General features: G+C 72.0%; 22 protein-coding genes and 1 riboswitch. Of the genes, 19 read left to right on the top strand and 3 right to left on the bottom strand.

Going from position 1 to position 18,547, the window contains the following annotated elements:
- Positions 1 to 92 precede the first annotated feature (92 nt).
- The 6 genes from RB608_RS20615 to RB608_RS20590 all read left to right on the top strand — a co-directional run bounded on the left by RB608_RS20615 (position 93) and on the right by RB608_RS20590 (position 5,401).
- The gene (locus RB608_RS20615) at positions 93 to 599 is read left to right on the top strand and encodes a hypothetical protein (protein WP_308089931.1); all 507 of its coding nucleotides are present in this window, start codon (positions 93 to 95) and stop codon (positions 597 to 599) included.
- Positions 581 to 1,225: an RES family NAD+ phosphorylase gene (locus RB608_RS20610; protein ID WP_308089930.1), complete on the top strand. Its 645-nt coding sequence runs from the start codon at positions 581 to 583 to the stop codon at positions 1,223 to 1,225. The genes RB608_RS20615 and RB608_RS20610 overlap by 19 nt, the downstream gene beginning before the upstream one ends.
- Positions 1,226 to 1,272: 47 nt before the next feature.
- Entirely contained in the window at positions 1,273 to 2,052 is a 780-nt protein-coding gene (locus RB608_RS20605) for a helix-turn-helix transcriptional regulator (RefSeq protein ID WP_308089929.1), read from the top strand.
- A gap of 22 nt (positions 2,053 to 2,074) precedes the next feature.
- Positions 2,075 to 3,103: an NADP-dependent oxidoreductase gene (locus RB608_RS20600; protein ID WP_308089928.1), complete on the top strand. Its 1,029-nt coding sequence runs from the start codon at positions 2,075 to 2,077 to the stop codon at positions 3,101 to 3,103.
- Between the two features lie 46 nt (positions 3,104 to 3,149).
- Positions 3,150 to 4,121 carry a diiron oxygenase gene (locus RB608_RS20595; protein WP_308089927.1) on the top strand — a complete coding sequence of 324 codons (972 nt, stop codon included), beginning with the start codon at positions 3,150 to 3,152 and terminating at the stop codon, positions 4,119 to 4,121.
- A gap of 62 nt (positions 4,122 to 4,183) precedes the next feature.
- The gene (locus tag RB608_RS20590; RefSeq protein WP_308089926.1) at positions 4,184 to 5,401 is read left to right on the top strand and encodes a Fic family protein; all 1,218 of its coding nucleotides are present in this window, start codon (positions 4,184 to 4,186) and stop codon (positions 5,399 to 5,401) included.
- Positions 5,402 to 5,420: 19 nt separating this feature from the next.
- Here RB608_RS20590 and RB608_RS20585 read toward each other — a convergent pair whose 3' ends face one another.
- The gene (locus tag RB608_RS20585; RefSeq protein ID WP_308089925.1) at positions 5,421 to 6,182 is read right to left on the bottom strand and encodes a PaaX family transcriptional regulator C-terminal domain-containing protein; all 762 of its coding nucleotides are present in this window, start codon (positions 6,180 to 6,182) and stop codon (positions 5,421 to 5,423) included.
- 102 nt (positions 6,183 to 6,284) lie between these two features.
- Here RB608_RS20585 and RB608_RS20580 point away from each other — a divergent pair, with 102 nt between their 5' ends.
- Positions 6,285 to 7,118 (top strand): NAD(P)-dependent oxidoreductase, encoded by an 834-nt coding sequence (locus RB608_RS20580; RefSeq protein ID WP_308089924.1) that lies wholly within the window; start codon positions 6,285 to 6,287, stop codon positions 7,116 to 7,118.
- Positions 7,119 to 7,197: 79 nt separating this feature from the next.
- Here RB608_RS20580 and RB608_RS20575 read toward each other — a convergent pair whose 3' ends face one another.
- Entirely contained in the window at positions 7,198 to 8,535 is a 1,338-nt protein-coding gene (locus tag RB608_RS20575; protein ID WP_308089923.1) for a DUF2786 domain-containing protein, read from the bottom strand.
- Positions 8,536 to 8,547: 12 nt separating this feature from the next.
- Positions 8,548 to 9,684, bottom strand: a complete 1,137-nt coding sequence (locus tag RB608_RS20570; RefSeq protein WP_308089922.1) for a CDP-glycerol glycerophosphotransferase family protein — start codon at positions 9,682 to 9,684, stop codon at positions 8,548 to 8,550.
- 80 nt (positions 9,685 to 9,764) lie between these two features.
- Between RB608_RS20570 and RB608_RS20565 the strand changes: the two genes are divergently transcribed.
- The 12 genes from RB608_RS20565 (at position 9,765) to RB608_RS20510 (ending at position 18,372) form a co-directional block, all read left to right on the top strand.
- Positions 9,765 to 10,418 carry an acyltransferase gene (locus tag RB608_RS20565; protein WP_308089921.1) on the top strand — a complete coding sequence of 218 codons (654 nt, stop codon included), beginning with the start codon at positions 9,765 to 9,767 and terminating at the stop codon, positions 10,416 to 10,418.
- Between the two features lie 60 nt (positions 10,419 to 10,478).
- Positions 10,479 to 11,825 (top strand): hemolysin family protein, encoded by a 1,347-nt coding sequence (locus RB608_RS20560; protein WP_308089920.1) that lies wholly within the window; start codon positions 10,479 to 10,481, stop codon positions 11,823 to 11,825.
- Complete coding sequence (locus tag RB608_RS20555) at positions 11,818 to 12,879, top strand: hemolysin family protein (protein WP_308089919.1); 1,062 nt, start codon at positions 11,818 to 11,820, stop codon at positions 12,877 to 12,879. Before RB608_RS20560 ends, RB608_RS20555 begins: the two co-directional genes overlap by 8 nt.
- Positions 12,880 to 12,905: 26 nt before the next feature.
- Entirely contained in the window at positions 12,906 to 13,484 is a 579-nt protein-coding gene (locus RB608_RS20550) for a CDP-alcohol phosphatidyltransferase family protein (protein WP_308089918.1), read from the top strand.
- Positions 13,477 to 14,328 carry a DUF881 domain-containing protein gene (locus tag RB608_RS20545; protein ID WP_308089917.1) on the top strand — a complete coding sequence of 284 codons (852 nt, stop codon included), beginning with the start codon at positions 13,477 to 13,479 and terminating at the stop codon, positions 14,326 to 14,328. Before RB608_RS20550 ends, RB608_RS20545 begins: the two co-directional genes overlap by 8 nt.
- Positions 14,325 to 14,657, top strand: coding sequence for a small basic family protein (locus tag RB608_RS20540; protein WP_282399605.1), 333 nt, complete (start codon positions 14,325 to 14,327; stop codon positions 14,655 to 14,657). Before RB608_RS20545 ends, RB608_RS20540 begins: the two co-directional genes overlap by 4 nt.
- Entirely contained in the window at positions 14,650 to 15,420 is a 771-nt protein-coding gene (locus RB608_RS20535; protein WP_308089916.1) for a DUF881 domain-containing protein, read from the top strand. The genes RB608_RS20540 and RB608_RS20535 overlap by 8 nt, the downstream gene beginning before the upstream one ends.
- Positions 15,421 to 15,429: 9 nt before the next feature.
- Positions 15,430 to 15,819 (top strand): glycine cleavage system protein GcvH, encoded by a 390-nt coding sequence (gene gcvH / locus RB608_RS20530; protein ID WP_308089915.1) that lies wholly within the window; start codon positions 15,430 to 15,432, stop codon positions 15,817 to 15,819.
- Positions 15,820 to 15,859: 40 nt separating this feature from the next.
- Entirely contained in the window at positions 15,860 to 16,366 is a 507-nt protein-coding gene (locus RB608_RS20525) for an FHA domain-containing protein (protein ID WP_308089914.1), read from the top strand.
- Positions 16,366 to 17,097 (top strand): MerR family transcriptional regulator, encoded by a 732-nt coding sequence (locus RB608_RS20520; RefSeq protein ID WP_308089913.1) that lies wholly within the window; start codon positions 16,366 to 16,368, stop codon positions 17,095 to 17,097. Before RB608_RS20525 ends, RB608_RS20520 begins: the two co-directional genes overlap by 1 nt.
- Before the next feature lie 31 nt (positions 17,098 to 17,128).
- A complete protein-coding gene (locus tag RB608_RS20515; protein ID WP_308089912.1) occupies positions 17,129 to 17,599 on the top strand; it encodes a bifunctional nuclease family protein in 471 nt (156 codons plus the stop codon).
- Between the two features lie 173 nt (positions 17,600 to 17,772).
- Positions 17,773 to 18,372 carry a MerR family transcriptional regulator gene (locus RB608_RS20510; RefSeq protein ID WP_308089911.1) on the top strand — a complete coding sequence of 200 codons (600 nt, stop codon included), beginning with the start codon at positions 17,773 to 17,775 and terminating at the stop codon, positions 18,370 to 18,372.
- A gap of 15 nt (positions 18,373 to 18,387) precedes the next feature.
- A riboswitch (glycine riboswitch) is annotated at positions 18,388 to 18,478 on the top strand.
- Positions 18,479 to 18,547 lie beyond the last annotated feature (69 nt).

Genomic DNA, 18,547 nt, shown 5'->3' with positions numbered 1-18,547 from the left:
GCCGGGCCGGCTCGGGCCCACGGATCGCCCTGGGGGACGTGCGGTTCGTGCGCTATCCTGATAGTGCACGAACTGCATGGAAGGGGGCGACGATGACGACCGTGGACGACCTCATCAGGAGCGACCGGACCATCCGGGCGAGCGCGAGCGCGCTGGGCTTCGCGCTCGCGTCGGTGGAGACCTATGCCGAGCCCGCCCTGGCCCGGGCGGTCCAGGCCGAGCAGAACCTGTACGACCGCATCGCCGAGGAGTTCGGGCTGCTGACCCCGGGCGAGGCCGGCCAGCGGCTCGGCTCGCGCTCCCGGGCACCGCGCAATCTCGCGGCCCAGGCACGCAAGGCGGGTCGGCTGCTGGCGATCAAGCGCGGCAGCCATGTCCTCTATCCCGGATTCCAGTTCGGCGAGGACGGGCAGCCGTTGCCGGTCATCGCGGCCCTGGTCGAGCTCGGCAGCCGCCACGAGCGATCCGAGACGGGCATCGTGCAGTGGCTGTGCGGGCCGACCACCTACCTTGACGGAAGGCGTCCGGTCGATCTGATCCGGTCCGCTCCGGGCGACGTGCTGACGATCGCCGAAAGGGCGTGGGGCGTCGAGTGGTGACGCCGGCACCACCGGATGCGTTCGATCCCGCCGTCGCTCGCATCGAGGCGGGCGAGCGGCTGTACCGGGTGCACAGCAACACCCGCGGCGCGCTCGAGTTCAACCCCGGCGTGGGCTCGCCGACCCGGTTCGCCTTCTTCGAGGACGAGGCCGGAGGCACGGTGCCGGTGCTCTACGCCGCGGCCGCACAGGAGGGAGCGGTGGCGGAGACCCTGCTCCACGACGTCCCGGTGGGTGGCGGCCTGCTCGGGTATGACGACTATGCGTCGAAGGTCATGAGCCGGATCGTGGTGTCCCGGCGGTTGAGGGTGGCGATGCTGCATGGCCTGGGCCTGCGCCGGCTCAGTCTGACCGCGGGCCAGGTCACCTCGTCTCCCGCGTCCACGTACGCCGGCACCGTGGCCTGGGCGAAGGCGGCGCATGACGCGGGGCTCGACGGCCTCGTCTGGATGTCGCGTCAGTGCAACGATGCCAGGGCCTACGTGTTCTTCGGTGATCGCTGCGGAGACGCGTTCACCGTCGATGGTGGCTTCGGCCGGACCTTCGCGACCGGTGTCGACCTGATGTGGCTCATCGAGCTGTGTGCTCCGCTGCGGGTCGACGTCCTGACTCCGCCGTCATCATGACCTCCGAGGTCATGGGCGCCGCGACCTCCGCTGCCTAGGCTGCGGGCATGACCGCGTTGGTGGAGAGCCCCCCGGTGGGTCCGTTGCTCCGTTCGTGGCGGGAGCGCCGCCGGTTCAGCCAGCAGGAGCTGTCGAACCGATCGACCGTGTCCACCCGGCACCTCAGTCGGGTGGAGACCGGGCGGGCGCACCCGACGCCGGACATGATCCTGCACCTCGCCGAGAACCTGGAGGTCCCGCTGCGCGAGCGCAACCGCCTACTGCTGGCGGCGGGCTACGCGCCGCGCTACTCCGAGCACTCTCTGGACGACGGCTCGCTCGCGGTGGTCATGGAGGGCCTGCGCCGGCTGCTCGACGCGCACCTGCCCTACCCGGCCCTGCTGCTCGACGACTACTGGGACGTCGTCGACGCCAACGCCGCGATCGCGCCCTTCCTGGCCGACTGCTCGCCGGAGCTGCTGGAGCCGCCGATCAACGTCGTGCGGCTGTGCCTGCGCGAGGACGGACTGGCGAGCCGGATCGACAACCTCGACCTGTGGACCGGTCACCTCTACCACCGAGCCGTCGGGCGGGCCGAGCGCACCCACGACCCGCGCCACCACGCGCTGGTCGCCGAGATCGTCGAGCTCGCGGGCGGCGTACCCCGGCTGGACCCGCTCACGAGCGGTCCGGTGCTCACCATGGAGCTGCGGTACGACGACCGGGTGCTGCGCATGTTCAGCACGTCCGCGCAGCTGACGACCGCGACCGACGCCGCCCTGGAGGGGCTCGCGCTGGAGACCTTCCTCCCCGCGGACGAGGAGACCCGCGCCTTCTTCACGGCCTGAGGACAGGCACTAGGTTCGACTCGTGCAGACCACCCAGATCCGCCTCGCCGCCCGCCCCGTGGGAGAGCCGGCCGACAGCGACTTCGCCTTCGTCACCGAGGACCTTCCCGCGCTCGCGGACGGTCAGGTGCTGCTCCGCACGGTCTACCTCTCCCTCGACCCCTACATGCGCGGCCGGATGAGCGAGGCCCGGTCGTACGCCGAGCCGGTGCCGCTCGGCGGCGTCATGGTCGGCCAGACCGTGTGCGAGGTGGTGGAGAGCCGCTCCGAGCGCCGCGCCGTCGGCGACATCGTGCTGGCCTACACGGGCTGGCAGACGCATGCCGTCGCGGACGCCCGGCACACCCGCAGGCTGGATCCGGCCGAGGCGCCGGTGTCGACCGCGCTGGGCGTGCTCGGCATGCCCGGGTTCACGGCGTACGCGGGACTCCTGGAGATCGGACGCCCGCAGCCCGGGGAGACGGTGGTGGTGGCCGCCGCGACCGGACCGGTCGGCTCGGCCGTCGGGCAGATCGCGCAGCTCAAGGGCGCGCGCTCGGTCGGCATCGCGGGCGGCGCGGAGAAGGTCCGCGCCCTGACCGAGGACTTCGGCTTCGACGTCGCACTCGACCACCGCTCGCCGACCTTCCGCGACGACCTGGCCGCGGCGACGCCGGACGGCATCGACGTCTACTTCGAGAACGTGGGCGGCGCGGTCGCCGATGCTGTGAACCGCCGCCTCAACCCGTACGCGCGGATCCCGGTCTGCGGGCTGGTCGCCGACTACAACGCGACCGAGGCGCCGCCGGGGCCCGACCGACTCCCGGCCTACCTGCGCCGGGTGCTGACCCTGAGTCTGACCGTGCGCGGCTTCATCCAGAGCGAGTTCGAGCCGACCCTGACCGAGCCCTTCCGGCGCGACATGGCCGCGTGGGTGCGCGAGGGCCGGGTCCGCTACCGCGAGGACGTCGTCGAGGGCTTCGAGAGCGTCCCGGACGCCTTCCGCGGCCTGCTCGTCGGCCGCAACTTCGGCAAGCTGCTGGTCCGGGTGGGCGACGACCCGACCCGATGATCGCCGACCCCCTTGCGATAGCTGTTACCAGCGGTAGCATCTAGGCATGGGTGGCATCGGTGTGGACCAGACGGACTACCAGGACCTGCTGCGGACACTGTCCGAGGCATCGGTCGAGCACCACTTCGACGCCTTCGTCGATGTGCCCTGGGACGATCCGGCCTACGCGATCGATCCGACGGACCCGCGCTGGATCCTCCCGGACGTCGACCCGCTCGGGCGCACCGAGTGGTACCGCTCGCTGCCGCTCGACCGGCAGATCGAGGTCGGCTTCTATCGCCAGACCAATGTCGTCAAGGTGGGCCTGCAGTTCGAGCAGGTGCTGATCGCCGGGCTGATGATGTACTGCCTCAGCCTGCCCAACGGGCGCGCCGAGTTCCGCTACTCGACGCATGAGGCGACCGAGGAGTGCCACCACACCCAGATGTTCCAGGAGTTCGTGAACCGGACCGGCCTGGATGTCCCCGGCGCGCACAGCCTCTTCCGGGCGCTCGGTCCCTTCCTCCCGTTCGCCGCCAAGCACCTGCCCTTCATCTTCTTCATCGGCGTGCTGGGCGGCGAGGAGCCGATCGACTATGTGCAGAAGGTGATGCTGCGCTCCGGAGCTCCGATGCATCCTCTGCTGGAGCGGATCAGCCAGATCCATGTGGCCGAGGAGGCCCGGCACATCGGCTTCGCGCACCAGTTCCTCGAGCACCGCGCGCCCGGTCTCAACCTCGTCCAGCGCGGTGTCGCCTCAGTGCTCATGCCGGTCCTGATGCGCGTGCTGTGCGACGCGATCGCCGTCCCCGGGCCGAAGGCGGTGCGCGAGATGGGGATCCCCAAGGACGTCGTGCGCGAGGTCTGGTGGGGGAGCCCCGAGTCGCGGAAGTTCCTGCGCGACATGTTCGGCGACGTGCGGATGCTGGCCGAGGAGACGGGACTGATGAACCCCGTCTCGCGACGGATCTGGCGCGCACTCGGCATCGCGGGACGTCCCAACCGGTTCCGCAGCGAGCCGGCGCCGGCGGCGGACTGAGAACAACCGCCCCGTTATTCTCATTTAGTGAGGCTAACTGAGAATACGAGTAGCCTGATCGCATGACCACCGGTGCCCGCGACTCGGCGTCCCGCCTCGCGGTTCCCGCGCACGGTTCCCGTGAGGTCGCCTGGCGGCAGGCCCACCGCGGCGGCACGGCGGACGACCGGAGGCTGCGCGCGGTCGTGACCTCGGTCCCGCCGGAGATCGCCGAGCTCGACCTGCTGGTGCCGGCGGCGCTGGCGGCGGAATGCGACGAGGCGGTCCGTGCGATCGCGGCTCTCGACGCGACCCGCGGTGACCACCTCCGCCCGCTGGCGACGCTGCTGTTGCGGGCCGAGTCGGTCGCATCGTCGAAGATCGAGCACGAGGAGGCGTCGATCGAGGACTACGCCCGAGCTCTCCACGGAAGCCGGGCCAATGCGTCGGCCACGTCGATGGTGGCGGCAGGAGGAGCGGTCGATCATCTGCTGGACGGCGCGATCGACGTCGACGGCATCACCGGGGCGCACCGGTTGCTGATGAGCGCCGATCCGAGCGAGGCGGCGTACGCCGGGCGCTGGCGGGACATGCAGAACTGGATCGGCGGTTCGAACCACTCGCCGCGAGGAGCGCTCTACGTGCCGCCTCCGGCGGCGCTGGTCGAGCCCCTGATGGCCGACCTGGTCCGCTTCGCGACCCGGGTGGACGTGCCTGTCGTCCTCCAGGCCGCGGTGGCCCATGCCCAGTTCGAGTCGATCCACCCGTTCACCGACGGCAACGGCAGGATCGGCCGTGCGGTGGCCGCGGCGGTCGTCCGGTACCGGGGCGTCGCCCGGCATGTCGTGATCCCGACGGCGTCGGCGCTCGTCGCCCGGCGCGAGCGGTACTTCGCCGCCCTCGACGCTTACCGGGCCGGTGACGCCTGGCCGGTCGTGTCGGCCTTCGCGCGGTCGGCCCGGATCGCCGCCGAGGAGGCCCACCGGACGGCAGACCTCCTGGCCGCGATGCCGGCGCGCTGGCATGAGCGGGCCGGCCGCCCCAGGGCCGGTACGGCGGCCGCGCGCCTCGTCGACGACCTCGTGGCCGAGCCGATCTTCACGACCGAGGACGTCGAGCACCGCCTCCGTATGCCGGGGGCGAGCGCCTATCGTGCGGTCGAGCGGCTGGTGTCGGCCGGGATCGTGCGGCCGTTGACGGACCGCACGCGCGGCCAGGTCTGGGGTGCCGGCGACGTGCTCGACGAGTTGGACGACCTCGGTGTCCGGATCGGCGATCGGGCTCGCCGGGACCGGCTCTGACGGCTGGCGCTGGGCCGGTTCAGCCCGAGTCTGCGTCGCGTCGGTCCCCGGCGTCGGTGAGGCTGCGCCGCATGTCGACCACCCACTGCTTGTAGGCGACATGCGAGGCCCGCAGTGCGTCGCCGGGCCAGTCGTCGGGCAGCAGGGCCGCGGGCAGCACCGGATCGGTCAGCAGGTGCCGCCCCGAGGTGGCGCACGCGGTGAACCGGAGCACGGGATCGTCGGTGTCCGTCGCGGCGAGCAGCCGGCGCGCGGTCGTCGCCCAGGCGTCGAGGTCCCACAGGCGGGCCGTCAGCGCGGTGGGCCCGGTGTCGGGGGCGGCGCCGGTGAACCGCTCGCACACGGCGCCGACGGCGTCCGGCAAGGTCAGGTGGAGGTTGGCCGGGCGGGTCCAGACCCCCTCGCGGAGCTCGGCGAGCCGGAGCTCGGCGAGGCTCGTGCGCAGGTCGGCCCGGTCGCCGGCGGTACGCCCCGCGGTCGTCACGACGACCAGATCCCACGAGCCGTCCCAGTCCCGGAGCGAGGGATGGGCCGCCTCCTCCTGGCGCCGCTGCCGCGCGGCGAGGCGTTCGGAGAGCCGGTAGCCGCCCTCTGCGTCCCGAACGACGTCGCCGGCAGTGGTCATCCGCGACAGTGCGACCCGCACGGTGGCCTCGGCGAAGCCCACCACGGAGGCGGCCGCCACGAGTTCCCGGGTGCTCAACCGGGGGACCTCGGCGCCCAGTAGCAGGGTGAGCAGGGCGGACCGGGTGGTGACGGGCTTGAGGTCGGGAGCGGTCATGACAGCGAGCATGTTACAGAAGCGCGACAGTTGGAGCGCTGGTGTTGTGACCTATCTCTAACGCTCTTGGCGCGGCTGTAGCAATTGTGTAACGGTGCCGCCATGACTGAGCAGCGACTTGCGGGGCGGACCCTGATGATGTCCGGCGGCAGCCGGGGGATCGGGCTGGCGATCGGGCTGGCGGCGGCGCGGGAGGGCGCGAACGTCGTGCTCCTGGCGAAGACCGACCTCCCGGACCCGCGGCTGCCGGGCACGGTCCACACCGCCGCCGCCGAGATCGAGGCCGCGGGCGGCCAGGCGCTCGCCGTCGTCGGAGACGTGCGCGACGAGGAGTCCGTGGCGGACGCCGTCGCCCGCGCGGTAGAGCGCTTCGGCGGGATCGACCTCTGCGTCAACAACGCCTCGGCGATCGCCCTGGACAGCACCGAGGCGCTGCCGGTCAAGCGTTTCGACCTGATGACCCAGATCCAGCTGCGCGGCACCTACCTGCTGACCCGCGCCTGCCTGCCCCACCTGCGGGTGAGCCGGAACCCGCACATCCTCTCGCTGAGCCCGCCGATCAACCTGGCGCCGGAGTGGCTGGGCAAGCACCCGGCGTACACGCTGGCGAAGTACGGCATGTCGCTGCTGACCCTCGGCTGGGCGGCGGAGTACGCCGAGGCGGGAGTCGCGGCCAACTGCCTGTGGCCGGAGACCCTGATCGCCACCTCCGCCGTGCAGAACCTGCTCGGCGGCGACACGGCCATGCAGCGGGCGCGAAGGCCGGAGATCATGGCCGACGCCGCGGTCGAGGTCCTGGCCCGGCCGTCCCGCGCGTTCACCGGCAACGCGGTCCTCGATGTGGAGGTGCTCCGCCAGGCGGGCGTCACCGACCTGTCGTCGTACGGGGGCACGGGTGAGCTGGAGTACGACATCTTCGTGGACGCGCCCCAGTAGGAGAGCGCGAGCCGCAGCCGGGTGTGGCGGCGCACGGAGATACTCAGCCGCGATGGCGAGTGGATCGTCCGCTTCCGGCTCAGCGGGAGTTGAGAGCGCGCTCGGTGCCGAGGCGGGCCCGGGCCGCGGCCAAGGTGCCGGCGTCGCGGGAGCCCGGGGCGGCGTGGCCGGCCTGGGCTGCTCCCTTCCAGGTGCCGCGGATGCCGTGGTCGCGCTGCATGCGTCCGAAGTAGTCGACGACCTCCACCTCCCGCGCCCGGAGCGCGAGCTCGGTCGACGTGGGGCCCGCGGTCACCGGGGCGTCGGCGGCGATCGCCGAGGCCCTCGCCTCGGCGCGCGCGGCGGCGAGCCGCTCGCCGATGTGATCGGCCCACGCCTCGTAGAACGCCGCCCGGGCGGTCGAGCCGTGCACCGGCCGCAGCTCCCAGCGGCGACGGCGGGCGTCCCACACCTCGCGCTGGTCGGCCTTGTGGGCGCCCGAGCGCAGGTGGGCGTCGCCGTCGGCGACCATCTGGGTGACCAGCGTGGCGTAGAGCGCCTGCACGACCGCGATGTCGGAGGGGAAGCCGTAGAGCGTGACCCTGGTGTTGCTGGTGTAGATCGCCACGCGCACCTCGTTGGCCCGCGCGATCTCCAGGAGGAGCCGGACGTAGCGCGCCAGCGACCGTTTGCCGGACTCGCCGATCAGCACCGTCTCCCAGGTCGGGTCCTCACGGCTCTCCTCGGCCCCGGCGGTGGCTCGGGCGACGGCCAGCGCGATCTGGTGGCGGGTGGCCAGCGACTGGGCCTTCGCGAAGAACGCCTCGCGCTCGGCGGCGTTGGACGTGCGCTCCGCCTGACGCAGCAGCCGTCCGATCCGGAGCAGGGTGCGGTCCTCGCCGTCGACGCCGGTGTCGAGGCCGTGCAGCCGGTAGGCCGTGTGGAGGAGGTCGGCCTGCACCGGCCGGCCGATGTCCTCGAGCAGTCGCAGGAAGGTCGTGCGGAAGGACGAGCCGTGTCCCTCGGCCCCGGCCAGGTGATGGGCGACCTCGTGCAGGACGACCGCCGCCCGCAGCGACCAGGCGCCCCCGACCTCGCGGGGCGGGATCGCGACGACGCCGCGGGCGGGCAGCTCGTCGTACTCGTAGTGGGCGCGGGTGTGGCCCCGTCGCGCACGGACCACCAACGGCACCCCGGCGAGGTCGAGACCGGCGCCGTCGTCGTACCTGCTGCCGGTGGCGACGAGGTGGGCCAGCACGCGGTCGACGAACTCCTGGACGTGGGCCGGGTCGGTGAACCGCGGCTCGGTCTCGGGCTCGAACGCCTGCAGGGCGGGACCGACTTGGACCCGCAGCGGCTCGCCCGGCGTGCGCGCCGCCTCGTCCAGCCAGCCGGCGAACAGGTCCTCGGCGGCGTAGACCTCGCGGGTGTCGGGCATGCTCCCAGCCTGTCAGGCCGCCCCGACAGTTCCCTCCTGCAGCCTGCCCTGGAGCCGGTCGCGCAGCGCGACGAGGTCGGTGATCGCCTCGACGAAGCGCACCGTGCTGTCGCCGACGCCGTTGTCGTCGAAGTAGTGGTGGCGCATCGCGGCCCTGGCGATCCGGTGCTCGTCGTGGTCGAGCCGATCGGCGATCAGCTCGGTGAGCCCGGCCAGGCCGTCGGCGTCGACGACGTCGGCACAGCGGCTGACCGGGACCTCGCGGCGCAGCCGATCGGCGTCGTGGTGCCGGTCGGTGATGAGGATCGGCTTGTCCGTCCGGAGGTAGAGCCAGTCCAGGCCGACCGAGGACACGTCGGTCACCATCGCGTCGCAGCCCGGGAAGACCGCGAGGATGTCGCCGTGCCAGATCGCGGCGTGTCCGGCGTCCGGCTCGCGCTCGGCGGCCCGCTCGACCAGGTCGAGGATGGCCTGGTGCGCCTCGCGGATCGCCGGGGTCTGACTCGTGGTCACCTTCGGGTGCGGCTTGTAGACCAGGCGGGCGTCGGGCACCGCCAGGATCGCGCGGGCGATCTCGACACCGAAGACATCGACCGATGTGTAGTCGTTGTAGTCGGCGTCGCCCTCCCAGGTCGGTGCGTAGAGGACCGTCCGGCGCTCGCTCGTCGGCAGCAGGGGAGCGGGGTGGAGGTCCAGCTGCGGCCGGCCGATGCGGACCAGGCGGGACTCGTCGAGCTCCATGAGCGCGGCGCGGTGCCGCTGCACGGCGGCCTCGCCGGCGACGAAGACCCGGTCGTAGGCCTTGGCGTTGTTGGACACCATCGACTGCTTGTCGCTCTCGCCGTGGTTGATGTGCACGTGCAGCATCCGCCCGTCGAGCAGCGAGTTGAAGTTGAGCATGGAGTTGTTGCAGTAGACGACGACCTTGGCGTCGAGCTCGTCGTACGTCGCGGCGAGGTCGGCGAAGCCGGGAGCGAGGAGCACGGGCAGCGAGGTGCGCTCCTCCACGATCGCGCGGGTCTGCGGGTCGCGGGTCAGGATGCCGACAGGATGACTGTCATCGAGCCTCTCCAGCACCGGGATCCACTGGAGGAGCTGGTAGACCCGGGTCGGGTCGTCGGCGAAATAGGCGATGACGGGCTTCTGCACTCCCGGATTTTACGGCCCCGGGAGCGGGGCGGACGAACCGGCGGAGCCCCGCGGAGGTTGCAGTTGGGTAACCTCGCCCGGTGCTCGATCTCCGGCGCCCGCTCCGCCGCCTCCTGAACCGATCCGTCCATGCCGCGTGGCGGTGGGCCGAGCACCAGGGAGACGTGGCGCCGGGCACCGCTCTGGCCGACGGATTCGGCGCGTTCGGGCCGGGTGCCTGCCTCGCCTTCCCTCTCTCGGCGGTCGTCAACGCCTCCGCGATCCACGTCGGCAGGGACACCCTGATCGGGAAGTACGCGACCCTCTCGGTGGGCTACGGCCCGACCCAGGTCGTCCTCCCCGCGCGCGGGCTGGTCATCGGCGAGCGCTGCGTCCTCGGCGCCCGGGTGTGCATCACCGCCCACGAGTCGATCGAGATCGGCGACGACGTGTGGTTCGGGCAGGACGTGTTCGTCTCGGACGCCAGCCACGGCTACGAGGACCCCGACGTGCCGATCGGCCGTCAGTTCGGCGCGCACCGGCCGGTGCGGATCGGCTCGGGCTCGTGGATCGGGCACGGTGCGATGGTCCTGCCGGGCACCACGATCGGGCGCAATGTCGTGGTCGCGGCCGGCTCGGTCGTGCGCGGCGACGTCCCCGACCACGCGGTCGTCGGCGGCGTGCCCGCGAGGCTGATTCGACGGCTGGACGCCGGCGGGCGCTGGGCCCGCGCGAGCGGCGCGGCGTCCGGGTAGTCTGGACGCTCCCGAGCTGATCGACTGGTACCGAACCGTGGGCAGGAGCCGCAGAACCCGATGACCGCCTGGCTACTGCTGGGGCTCGCCATCCTCCTGGTGCTCGCGTGCGGCCTGTTCGTCGCGGCCGAGTTCGCCTTCGTCACCGTCGACCGCGGCCAGGTCGACCGCGCGGCCGCGGGCGGTGACGCCGCCGCCGCCGGAGTGCAGAAGGCGTTGCGCTCGCTGTCGACCCAGCTCTCGGGGGCGCAGGTCGGCATCACGATCACCAACCTCGCGATCGGCTTCCTCGCCGAGCCCGCGATCGCCGAGCTGCTCCGCGACCCCCTCGCCGGAGCCGGCGTGGCCGACAGCGCGGTGCGCCCGGTCGCCGTCGGGCTCGGCCTGACCGTGAGCACCCTGCTGACCATGCTCATCGGCGAGTTGGTGCCCAAGAACGTGGCGATCGCACTGCCGCTGACCACGGCCCGCCTCACCCAGCGCCCGATGCGGGCCTTCACGGCGGTGTGCCGCGGACCGATCCGGATCCTCAACGGCAGCGCCAACGCGATCGTGCGCCGGCTCGGCGTCGAGCCGCAGGAGGAGCTCCGCTCCGCCCGGAGCTCCACCGAGCTCGCCTCGCTCATCCAGCACTCCGCCGACGAGGGGACGCTCGACGCCGAGACCGCCGAGCTGATGGAGCGCTCCGTCGAGTTCGGCACCCGCACCGCCGGCGAGATCATGACGCCCCGGGTCCGGACCCGCTCCCTCGAGGTCAACGACCGGGCCAGCGCGGTCATCGCCCTGGCCCGCGAGTCCGGCAACTCCCGCTTCCCGGTCCTCGACGACTCCGATGCCGTCGTCGGCACCGTCCACGTCAAGAACGCCGTCGCGCTGCCGCTCCACGAGCGGGCGACCACCAAGGTCAAGCACCTGATGGCCAAGCCGATCCTGGTGCCCGACTCGCTGCGCCTCGACCCGCTGCTCGCACTGTTGCGCGCCGACGGCTTCCAGATGGCGATCGTCCTCGACGAGTACGGCGACCACGCGGGGATCGTGACGCTCGAGGACGTCATCGAGGAGATCGTGGGAGACATCGCCGACGAGCACGACCGGCTGGGCAACCGCGGCCGGCTGCGCCGCGACGGCACCTGGTCGCTGTCGGGTCTCCTGCGCCCCGACGAGGTCGAGGACCTCACGGAGGTCCAGCTCCCGGAGAGCGAGGACTACGACACGGTCGCCGGGCTCGTGCTCAAGCTGCTCGGCCGGATCCCGCAGAGCGGCGACTCCGCCGTCGTACCCCTGCCGGCGACGGGCGAGGACGACGACGAGCCGCTGCGCCGCGCGGTGCTGACGGTCGACCACATGGACGGGCGGCGGATCGACCGGCTCTCGATGCGGCTCGAGGAGGTCGGGACCGATGGGTGACCTCGGTGGCGTCCTGCTCGCGGTGGTCCTGCTGGCCGCCAACGCCTTCTTCGTCGGCGCGGAGTTCGCCCTGATCTCGGCCCGGCGCAGTCAGATCGAGCCGCGCGCCCAGGCCGGCTCGCGGATGGCGCGGATCACGCTGAGCGCGATGGAGCGGGTCTCGGAGATGATGGCGGGCGCCCAGCTCGGCATCACCATCTGCTCGCTGGGCCTCGGCGCCGTCGGCGAGCCCGCGCTCGCCCACCTCATCGAGCCGCTCTTCCACGAGCTGGGCGTCCCCGAGGAGTGGCTGCACCCGGTCGCCTTCGTGATCGCGATGACCGTCGTGGTCTTCCTCCACGTGGTGCTCGGCGAGATGGTCCCCAAGAACATCGCCATCGCCGGGCCGGACCGGGCGGCGCTGATCCTCGGCCCGCCCATGCTCGGCATCGTCACCGTGCTGCGGCCGATCATCGCGGGCATCAACGCGATCGCCAACGCCATCCTGCGCCTGCTGCGGATCGAGCCGAAGGACGAGGTCGGCAGCACCTACACCCGCGAGGAGGTCGCCGCGCTCGTCGAGGAGTCGCACGGCGAGGGCCTGTTGGCCGCGGCTGAGTACGACCGGCTGTCCTTCGCCCTCGGGTTCACCGAGAAGACGGTCGGCGAGGTGATGATGCGGCCCGACACGCTCGCGACCGTCGTACGCGGGTCCACCGGGGCCGACGTGGAGGCGTTGTGCGCCGCCACCGGCTTCAGCCGCTTCCCCGTGGTCTCCGCGGGGGAGGAGGCCGAGCTGCTCGGCTACCTCCACATCAAGGACGTGCTGGAGCCCGTGGAGGAGCGGCGGCAGCGCCCGGTCGCCGACCGGTGGATCCGGCCGTTCGCGACGGTGACCCGGGACGCGCTTCTGCACGACGCGCTCGAGGTGCTGCAGCGCCGGGGCGCCCACATGGCGCGCGTCGTCGACCCCGACGGCACCACCCTCGGGGTCGCCGCCCTCGAGGACGTGATCGAGGAGCTGGTCGGCGAGATCCGCGACGCGGCCCACTCCGAGGAGTCGTCGAGCCTGTGACCCCGCCCGCGACTAGAGTGTCGCCCGTGGCTGCTCACCGGGTGTTGACGCTGCCCAACCTGATCAGCTTCGTGCGGGTGCTCGGCGTCCCCCTGTTCCTGTGGCTGGTGCTCGGCCCCGAGGCCGACGTGCTGGCCCTGGTCGTCCTCATGCTCTCGGGCGTCACCGACTTCCTCGACGGCTGGCTGGCCCGGCGACTCGACCAGACCTCCGAGCTCGGCGAGCTGCTGGACCCGATCGCCGATCGTCTCTACATCCTGGCCGTCGTCGTCGGTCTGGCGATGCGCGACATCATCCCGTGGTGGGTTGCGCTGTGCCTGCCGCTGCGCGACCTGCTCCTGTGGGGTCTGGTGCCGTTGCTGCGGACCCGCGGCTACAGCGCGCTGCCGGTGCACTTCCTCGGCAAGGCCGCCACCTTCAACCTGCTCTACGCCTTCCCGCTGCTGCTGCTCGGCGACGGCGACGGGACGGTCGCCACCCTGGCCCAGGTCTTCGGCTGGGCGTTCGCCCTGTGGGGGATCGGCCTGTACTGGTGGGCCGGCGTGCTCTATGCCTGGCAGGTGCGCACGCTGCTCGTCACGACGGAGCGGCGCACCCATGCCTGACACCCTCGACCGGGCCCGCACCCCCCTGCTGACGCTGATCACGCAGGAGGCGGTCGACCGCGACTACCAGGTCGCGGCGGCGCGGGCCTCCGGCGCGGGCGAGCGCGGGCCCCAGCGCGGCTACCGCGTCGCTGTGGTCCTCGTGGTCGGCCTCTTCGCGATGCTGGTGACGGTCGCCGCCGTGCAGACCTCGCAGAACGCCGACGTCGACGACGCGAGCCGGGCCAGCCTGATCGAGCGGGTCGACGCCCGCCGAGCGACCGTGCGCCGGCTCCAGGTCGAGCTCGCCGCGCTCCGCTCCGCCAACGCGGTCGCCGAGGACACGCTGCGCTCGCTCGGCCGCCGGTACGCCGACCTGCAGGCCCGCCGCGCCCAGCTCGGCTCCCTCACGGGCTTCGAGCCGGTGACCGGGCCCGGCGTCAAGATCACCGTCGACAACCCGGCGTACGCCGGCGCGAACGAGAAGCTGCGCGACTCCGATCTCGCGATGCTCGTCGACGGTCTGTGGGACGCCGGCGCGGAGGCGATCTCCGTCAACGGCCAGCGGCTCAACCCCCGGGGCGGGATCACCAACGTCGGCGAGGCGATCGAGGTCAACGGTGTGGGCGTCGCCCCGCCGCTCACCGTCCTGGCGATCGGCGACCCCCGGACCCTCAGGTCGTACTTCGTCGAGACCCAGGCCGGTCAGCGCTTCCTGGCGCTGAGCAACCAGTACGGGTTCGAGCAGAAGACGGTGGATGTCGACGAGCTCCACCTGCCTGCCGCGCCCGGTGGGCTGCGCCAGCTACGGTCGGCGGTGCACGTACCCGACCGACCCCAGAGCCGTGGAGGTGAGATGCCGTGATCGCGGTGCTCGGACTCGTCGTGGGCGTGGTCCTCGGCTTCGTGTTCCAGCCCGACGTCCCGCGCTCGGTCGAGCCCTATCTCCCGATCGCGGTCGTCGCCGCGCTCGACGCGGTGTTCGGGGCCCTGCGCGCCTATCTCGACGGGATCTTCGACGACAAGGTGTTCGTCGTGTCCTTCCTGAGCAATGTCGTGATCGCGGCGGGCATCGTCTACCTCGGCGACCGGCTCGGCGTCGGTGGTCAGCTGTCCACCGGCGTCATCGTCGTGCTCGGGATCCGGATCTTCACCAACGTGGCGGCGATCCGCCGACATGTCTTCCATGCCTGACCCGACCCTGCCGGCCCCCGATACGGAACCGCCGGCGACACCGGCCACGCCGACCGACCGTCTGCGGGCGGCCCTGCTGCGCCCGTCGCGCCGGCAGCTGGTCGCCGCGGTGCTGCTGGCGCTGCTCGGCTTCGGCGCGGTCACCCAGGTCCGGCTGACCGGGGTCGATGACGACTACACCGGCCTGCGGGAGCAGGAGCTGATCGACCTGCTCGACGGCCTGGCCGGCACCCGGCAGCGCACCGAGGCCGAGATCGACCGGCTCGAGGAGGTCGCCGGGGGCCTGCGCGACGACTCGACCAAGCGACAGACGGCGATCGACCAGGCCGAGGACGAGGTCGACAACCTCAACATCCTCGCCGGGCTGGTGCCGGTGACCGGACCCGGCCTGCGGGTGCGGATCACCGAGGACGACGGCCGGGTGCGGCTGGCGTCGCTGCTCGACACGATCCAGGAGCTGCGCACGGTGGGGGCGGAGGCGATCGCGGTCAACGGCAGTGTGCGGGTGGTGGCGCAGACGTCCTTCGCCGAGACCAACGGCGGCTTCGAGATCGACGGGGAGCGGGTGGAGGGTCCCTACGTGATCGAGGCGATCGGCGAGCCGGGCGTCCTCGCGGGCGCCATCAACTTCTCCCTCGGACCGCGCAAGCAGCTCGAGGACGACGGCGCCACCGTCGAGGTCGAGGAGCGGCGCACGATCGACATCGAGGCCGTCGTCCGGCGCGACCAGCCTTCGCATGCGGTCCCGGATCAGGGGCAGTAGCCTTCGGCCATGACCAACCCCGCGGACCTGAAGTACACCGCCGAGCACGAGTGGCTGCGGCAGCCCGGCGACGTCGCCGGCTCGGTGCGGGTCGGGATCACCGACTACGCCCAGGATGCGCTCGGCGACATCGTCTACGTCTCGCTCCCGGAGGTCGGCGCCGCCGTCACCGCCGGCGATGCCTGCGGCGAGCTGGAGTCGACCAAGTCGGTCAGCGACGTCTACGCGCCCGTCACCGGCGAGGTCGTCTCCGTCAACGAGGCCCTCGACGCCACGCCCGAGCTGGTCAACAACGACCCGTACGGCGCCGGCTGGCTCTTCGAGATCGTCCCGGCGTCGGCCCAGGACCTCGACGGACTGCTCGACGCCGCCGCCTACGAGGCCCAGCTCGACACCTGATCCGGTAGGTTCGAGACAGACTCACCGTGAGGAGCTCCTGATGCCGTTCTGCACCGCCTGTGGTCGGCAGAACCCCGATGACGCCCGCTTCTGCTCGCAGTGCGGGAACCGCCTGGTCGCGCCCGACCCGGCGCCGGTGACCGACGCCACCGCCACGATCCAGTTCGGTGGCGGCGCGGGCGTCGAGACCTCCGACCGGGCGCTGAGCCCGGTCGACGCCGCGGCGGTCGACGCCCTGCCGGTCGGGCACGCTCTGCTCGTCGTCCAGAAGGGCCCGGGCTCCGGCAGCCGCTTCCTCCTCGACGCCGACGAGGTGAGCGCCGGACGGCACCCCGAGAGCGGCATCTTCCTCGACGACGTCACGGTCTCGCGCCGGCACGCGCTGTTCCGCCGCGACGGAGACACCTTCACCGTCGAGGACGCGGGCAGCCTCAACGGCACCTACGTCAACCGGGACCGGATCGAGAAGGTCCAGCTCAAGGACAGCGACGAGGTCCAGGTCGGCAAGTACCGGCTGGTCTTCTTCGCGGGGCACGAAAGCGTCTGATGACGGCTGCCGTCGCTCGGGGGGAGCGGGAGCCACGGCTCAACATCGGGCAGGTGCTCGACCGGTTGCGGGTGGACTTCGAGGACATCAGCATCCCGAAGATCCGGTTCCTGGAGGCCGAGGGCCTCGTCAAGCCGGAGCGCACGCCGTCCGGCTACCGGAAGTTCGCCGAGTCCGACATCGAGCGGCTGCGCTACATCCTGCGGATGCAGCGCGACCACTATCTGCCGCTCAAGGTGATCGGTGAGCATCTCGACGCCATGGACCGCGGCCTGGCCCCGCCGGAGCCGGAGCCCGTGATGCCCACCGTGCCCACCGTCGCGCTGGGGTCCGACGGGCTGCCGGCGCCGGAGTCGTTCCGCCGTACCGACCGGTTGCGGCTCTCGCGCAAGGAGCTGGTCAAGGTGGCCGACATCGACGAGGACCTCCTGGGCCAGCTGGAGTCCTTCGCATTGATCAGCCCGTCGCCGACCGGGCATTACGACACGGACGCGCTCGTGATCGCCCAGACCGCCCGCGAGCTGGCCGACTACGGCATCGAGCCCCGGCACCTGCGCGCCTTCCGCAGCGCGGCCGATCGCGAGGTCGGCCTGATCCAGCAGGTCGTCACGCCCCGCAAGGGCCGCGACGCCGCCGCGAGCGCGCGCGCGGAGGAGGCGGTCAGCGAGATCGCCGCCCTGTCCGTGCGGTTGCACGCGACGCTGGTGAAGGCCGGACTGCGGCGCATCTGAGCCGCCGAATTCGACGCAGTAGGCTGGACGCATGCGCGAGGTCGACGTGATGGGTGTCCGGGTGGAGATGCCCTCCAACCAGCCGATCGTGCTGCTGCGGGAGGTCGGGGGCGAGCGCTACCTCCCGATCTGGATCGGCGCCGTCGAGGCGACCGCGATCGCGTTCGCCCAGCAGGGGGTGGTGCCGCCCCGGCCGCTGACCCACGACCTGATGCGCGACGTGCTCACCGCGACCGGCAACGAGCTGAGCGAGGTGCGGATCACCGACGTCCGCGACGGCGTCTTCTACGCGACCCTGGTCTTCGCCTCCGGCGTCGAGGTGAGCGCGCGCCCCTCGGACTCGATCGCCCTCGCGCTGCGGACCGGCACCACGATCTACTGCGCAGACGACGTGCTCGCCGAGGCGGGGCTGGCGGCGCCCGCCGAGGAGGAGGACGAGGTCGAGGCGTTCCGCGAGTTCCTCGACCACGTCTCACCGGAGGACTTCGGCTCCGAGGGGTGAGCATCGAGGGCGTGGTCGCGACGGCTCAGTCTCAGCCTCAGGGTGAGGGTTTTCGCGACACGCCCGGCCATGTCTTTGACCGGCCCGACACCCGCGCCGTACCTTGAAGAGTCGAAGTACAGCAGTGCAGCGCCACGCCCGGCGTCCGACCCGTTGAGCCCAGTGGAGGCCCCGTGAACGAGCAGCAGCCCGAGAAGGTCGGTCAGGACGCGACCGCGGCGACGGCTGCCGCCGAGGAGCAGGGCCTGCTGTTCACCGATGACGTCTCCCCGCTGCCCAGCGACCTCGGCTACCGCGGCCCGACGGCGTGCAACGCGGCCGGCATCACCTACCGCCAGCTCGACTACTGGGCCCGCACCGGCCTGATCGAGCCGAGTGTCCGTGGCGCCAAGGGCTCGGGCTCGCAGCGCCTCTACAGCTTCCGCGACATCTTGATCCTCAAGATCATCAAGCGGCTCCTCGACGCCGGCATCTCGCTGCAGAACATCCGCACGGCGGTCAGCCACCTGCGCGAGCGCGGCACCGACGACCTCACCCAGGTCACGCTGATGAGCGACGGCGCCTCGGTCTACGAGTGCACCAGCAACGACGAGGTCATCGACCTCCTCCAGGGTGGCCAGGGCGTCTTCGGCATCGCGATCGGCGGGGTGTGGCGCGAGATCGAGGGCTCGCTCGCCCAGCTGCCGAGCGAGCACGCCAACGAGGCCGAGCAGGACGCGCCGGTCGCCGGCGACGAGCTCGCCGCCCGCCGTGCCGCCCGCAACGTGGGGTAGCCTGTCTCTGCTGTTTGATGCTGCACGGGAGAGTCAGGCCCCGTGCCTGCGCCGAAGGGGCAATCCCTCCCCGGAACCTCTCAGGCGCCAGGACCGTGCGGAGCAGGCAACTCTGGAGGTGCGACGGTGCGCCGACAGAGGGGGAGGGCTCGATTGTCTTCGAACCCTGAGGAAG

It is taken from the genome of Nocardioides sp. LHD-245 (genome assembly GCF_030929495.1).
Taxonomy (GTDB): Bacteria; Actinomycetota; Actinomycetes; order Propionibacteriales; family Nocardioidaceae; genus Nocardioides.
Note: the sequence above shows the minus strand (reverse complement) of the source record. Positions and strands in the feature narration are given on the sequence as shown.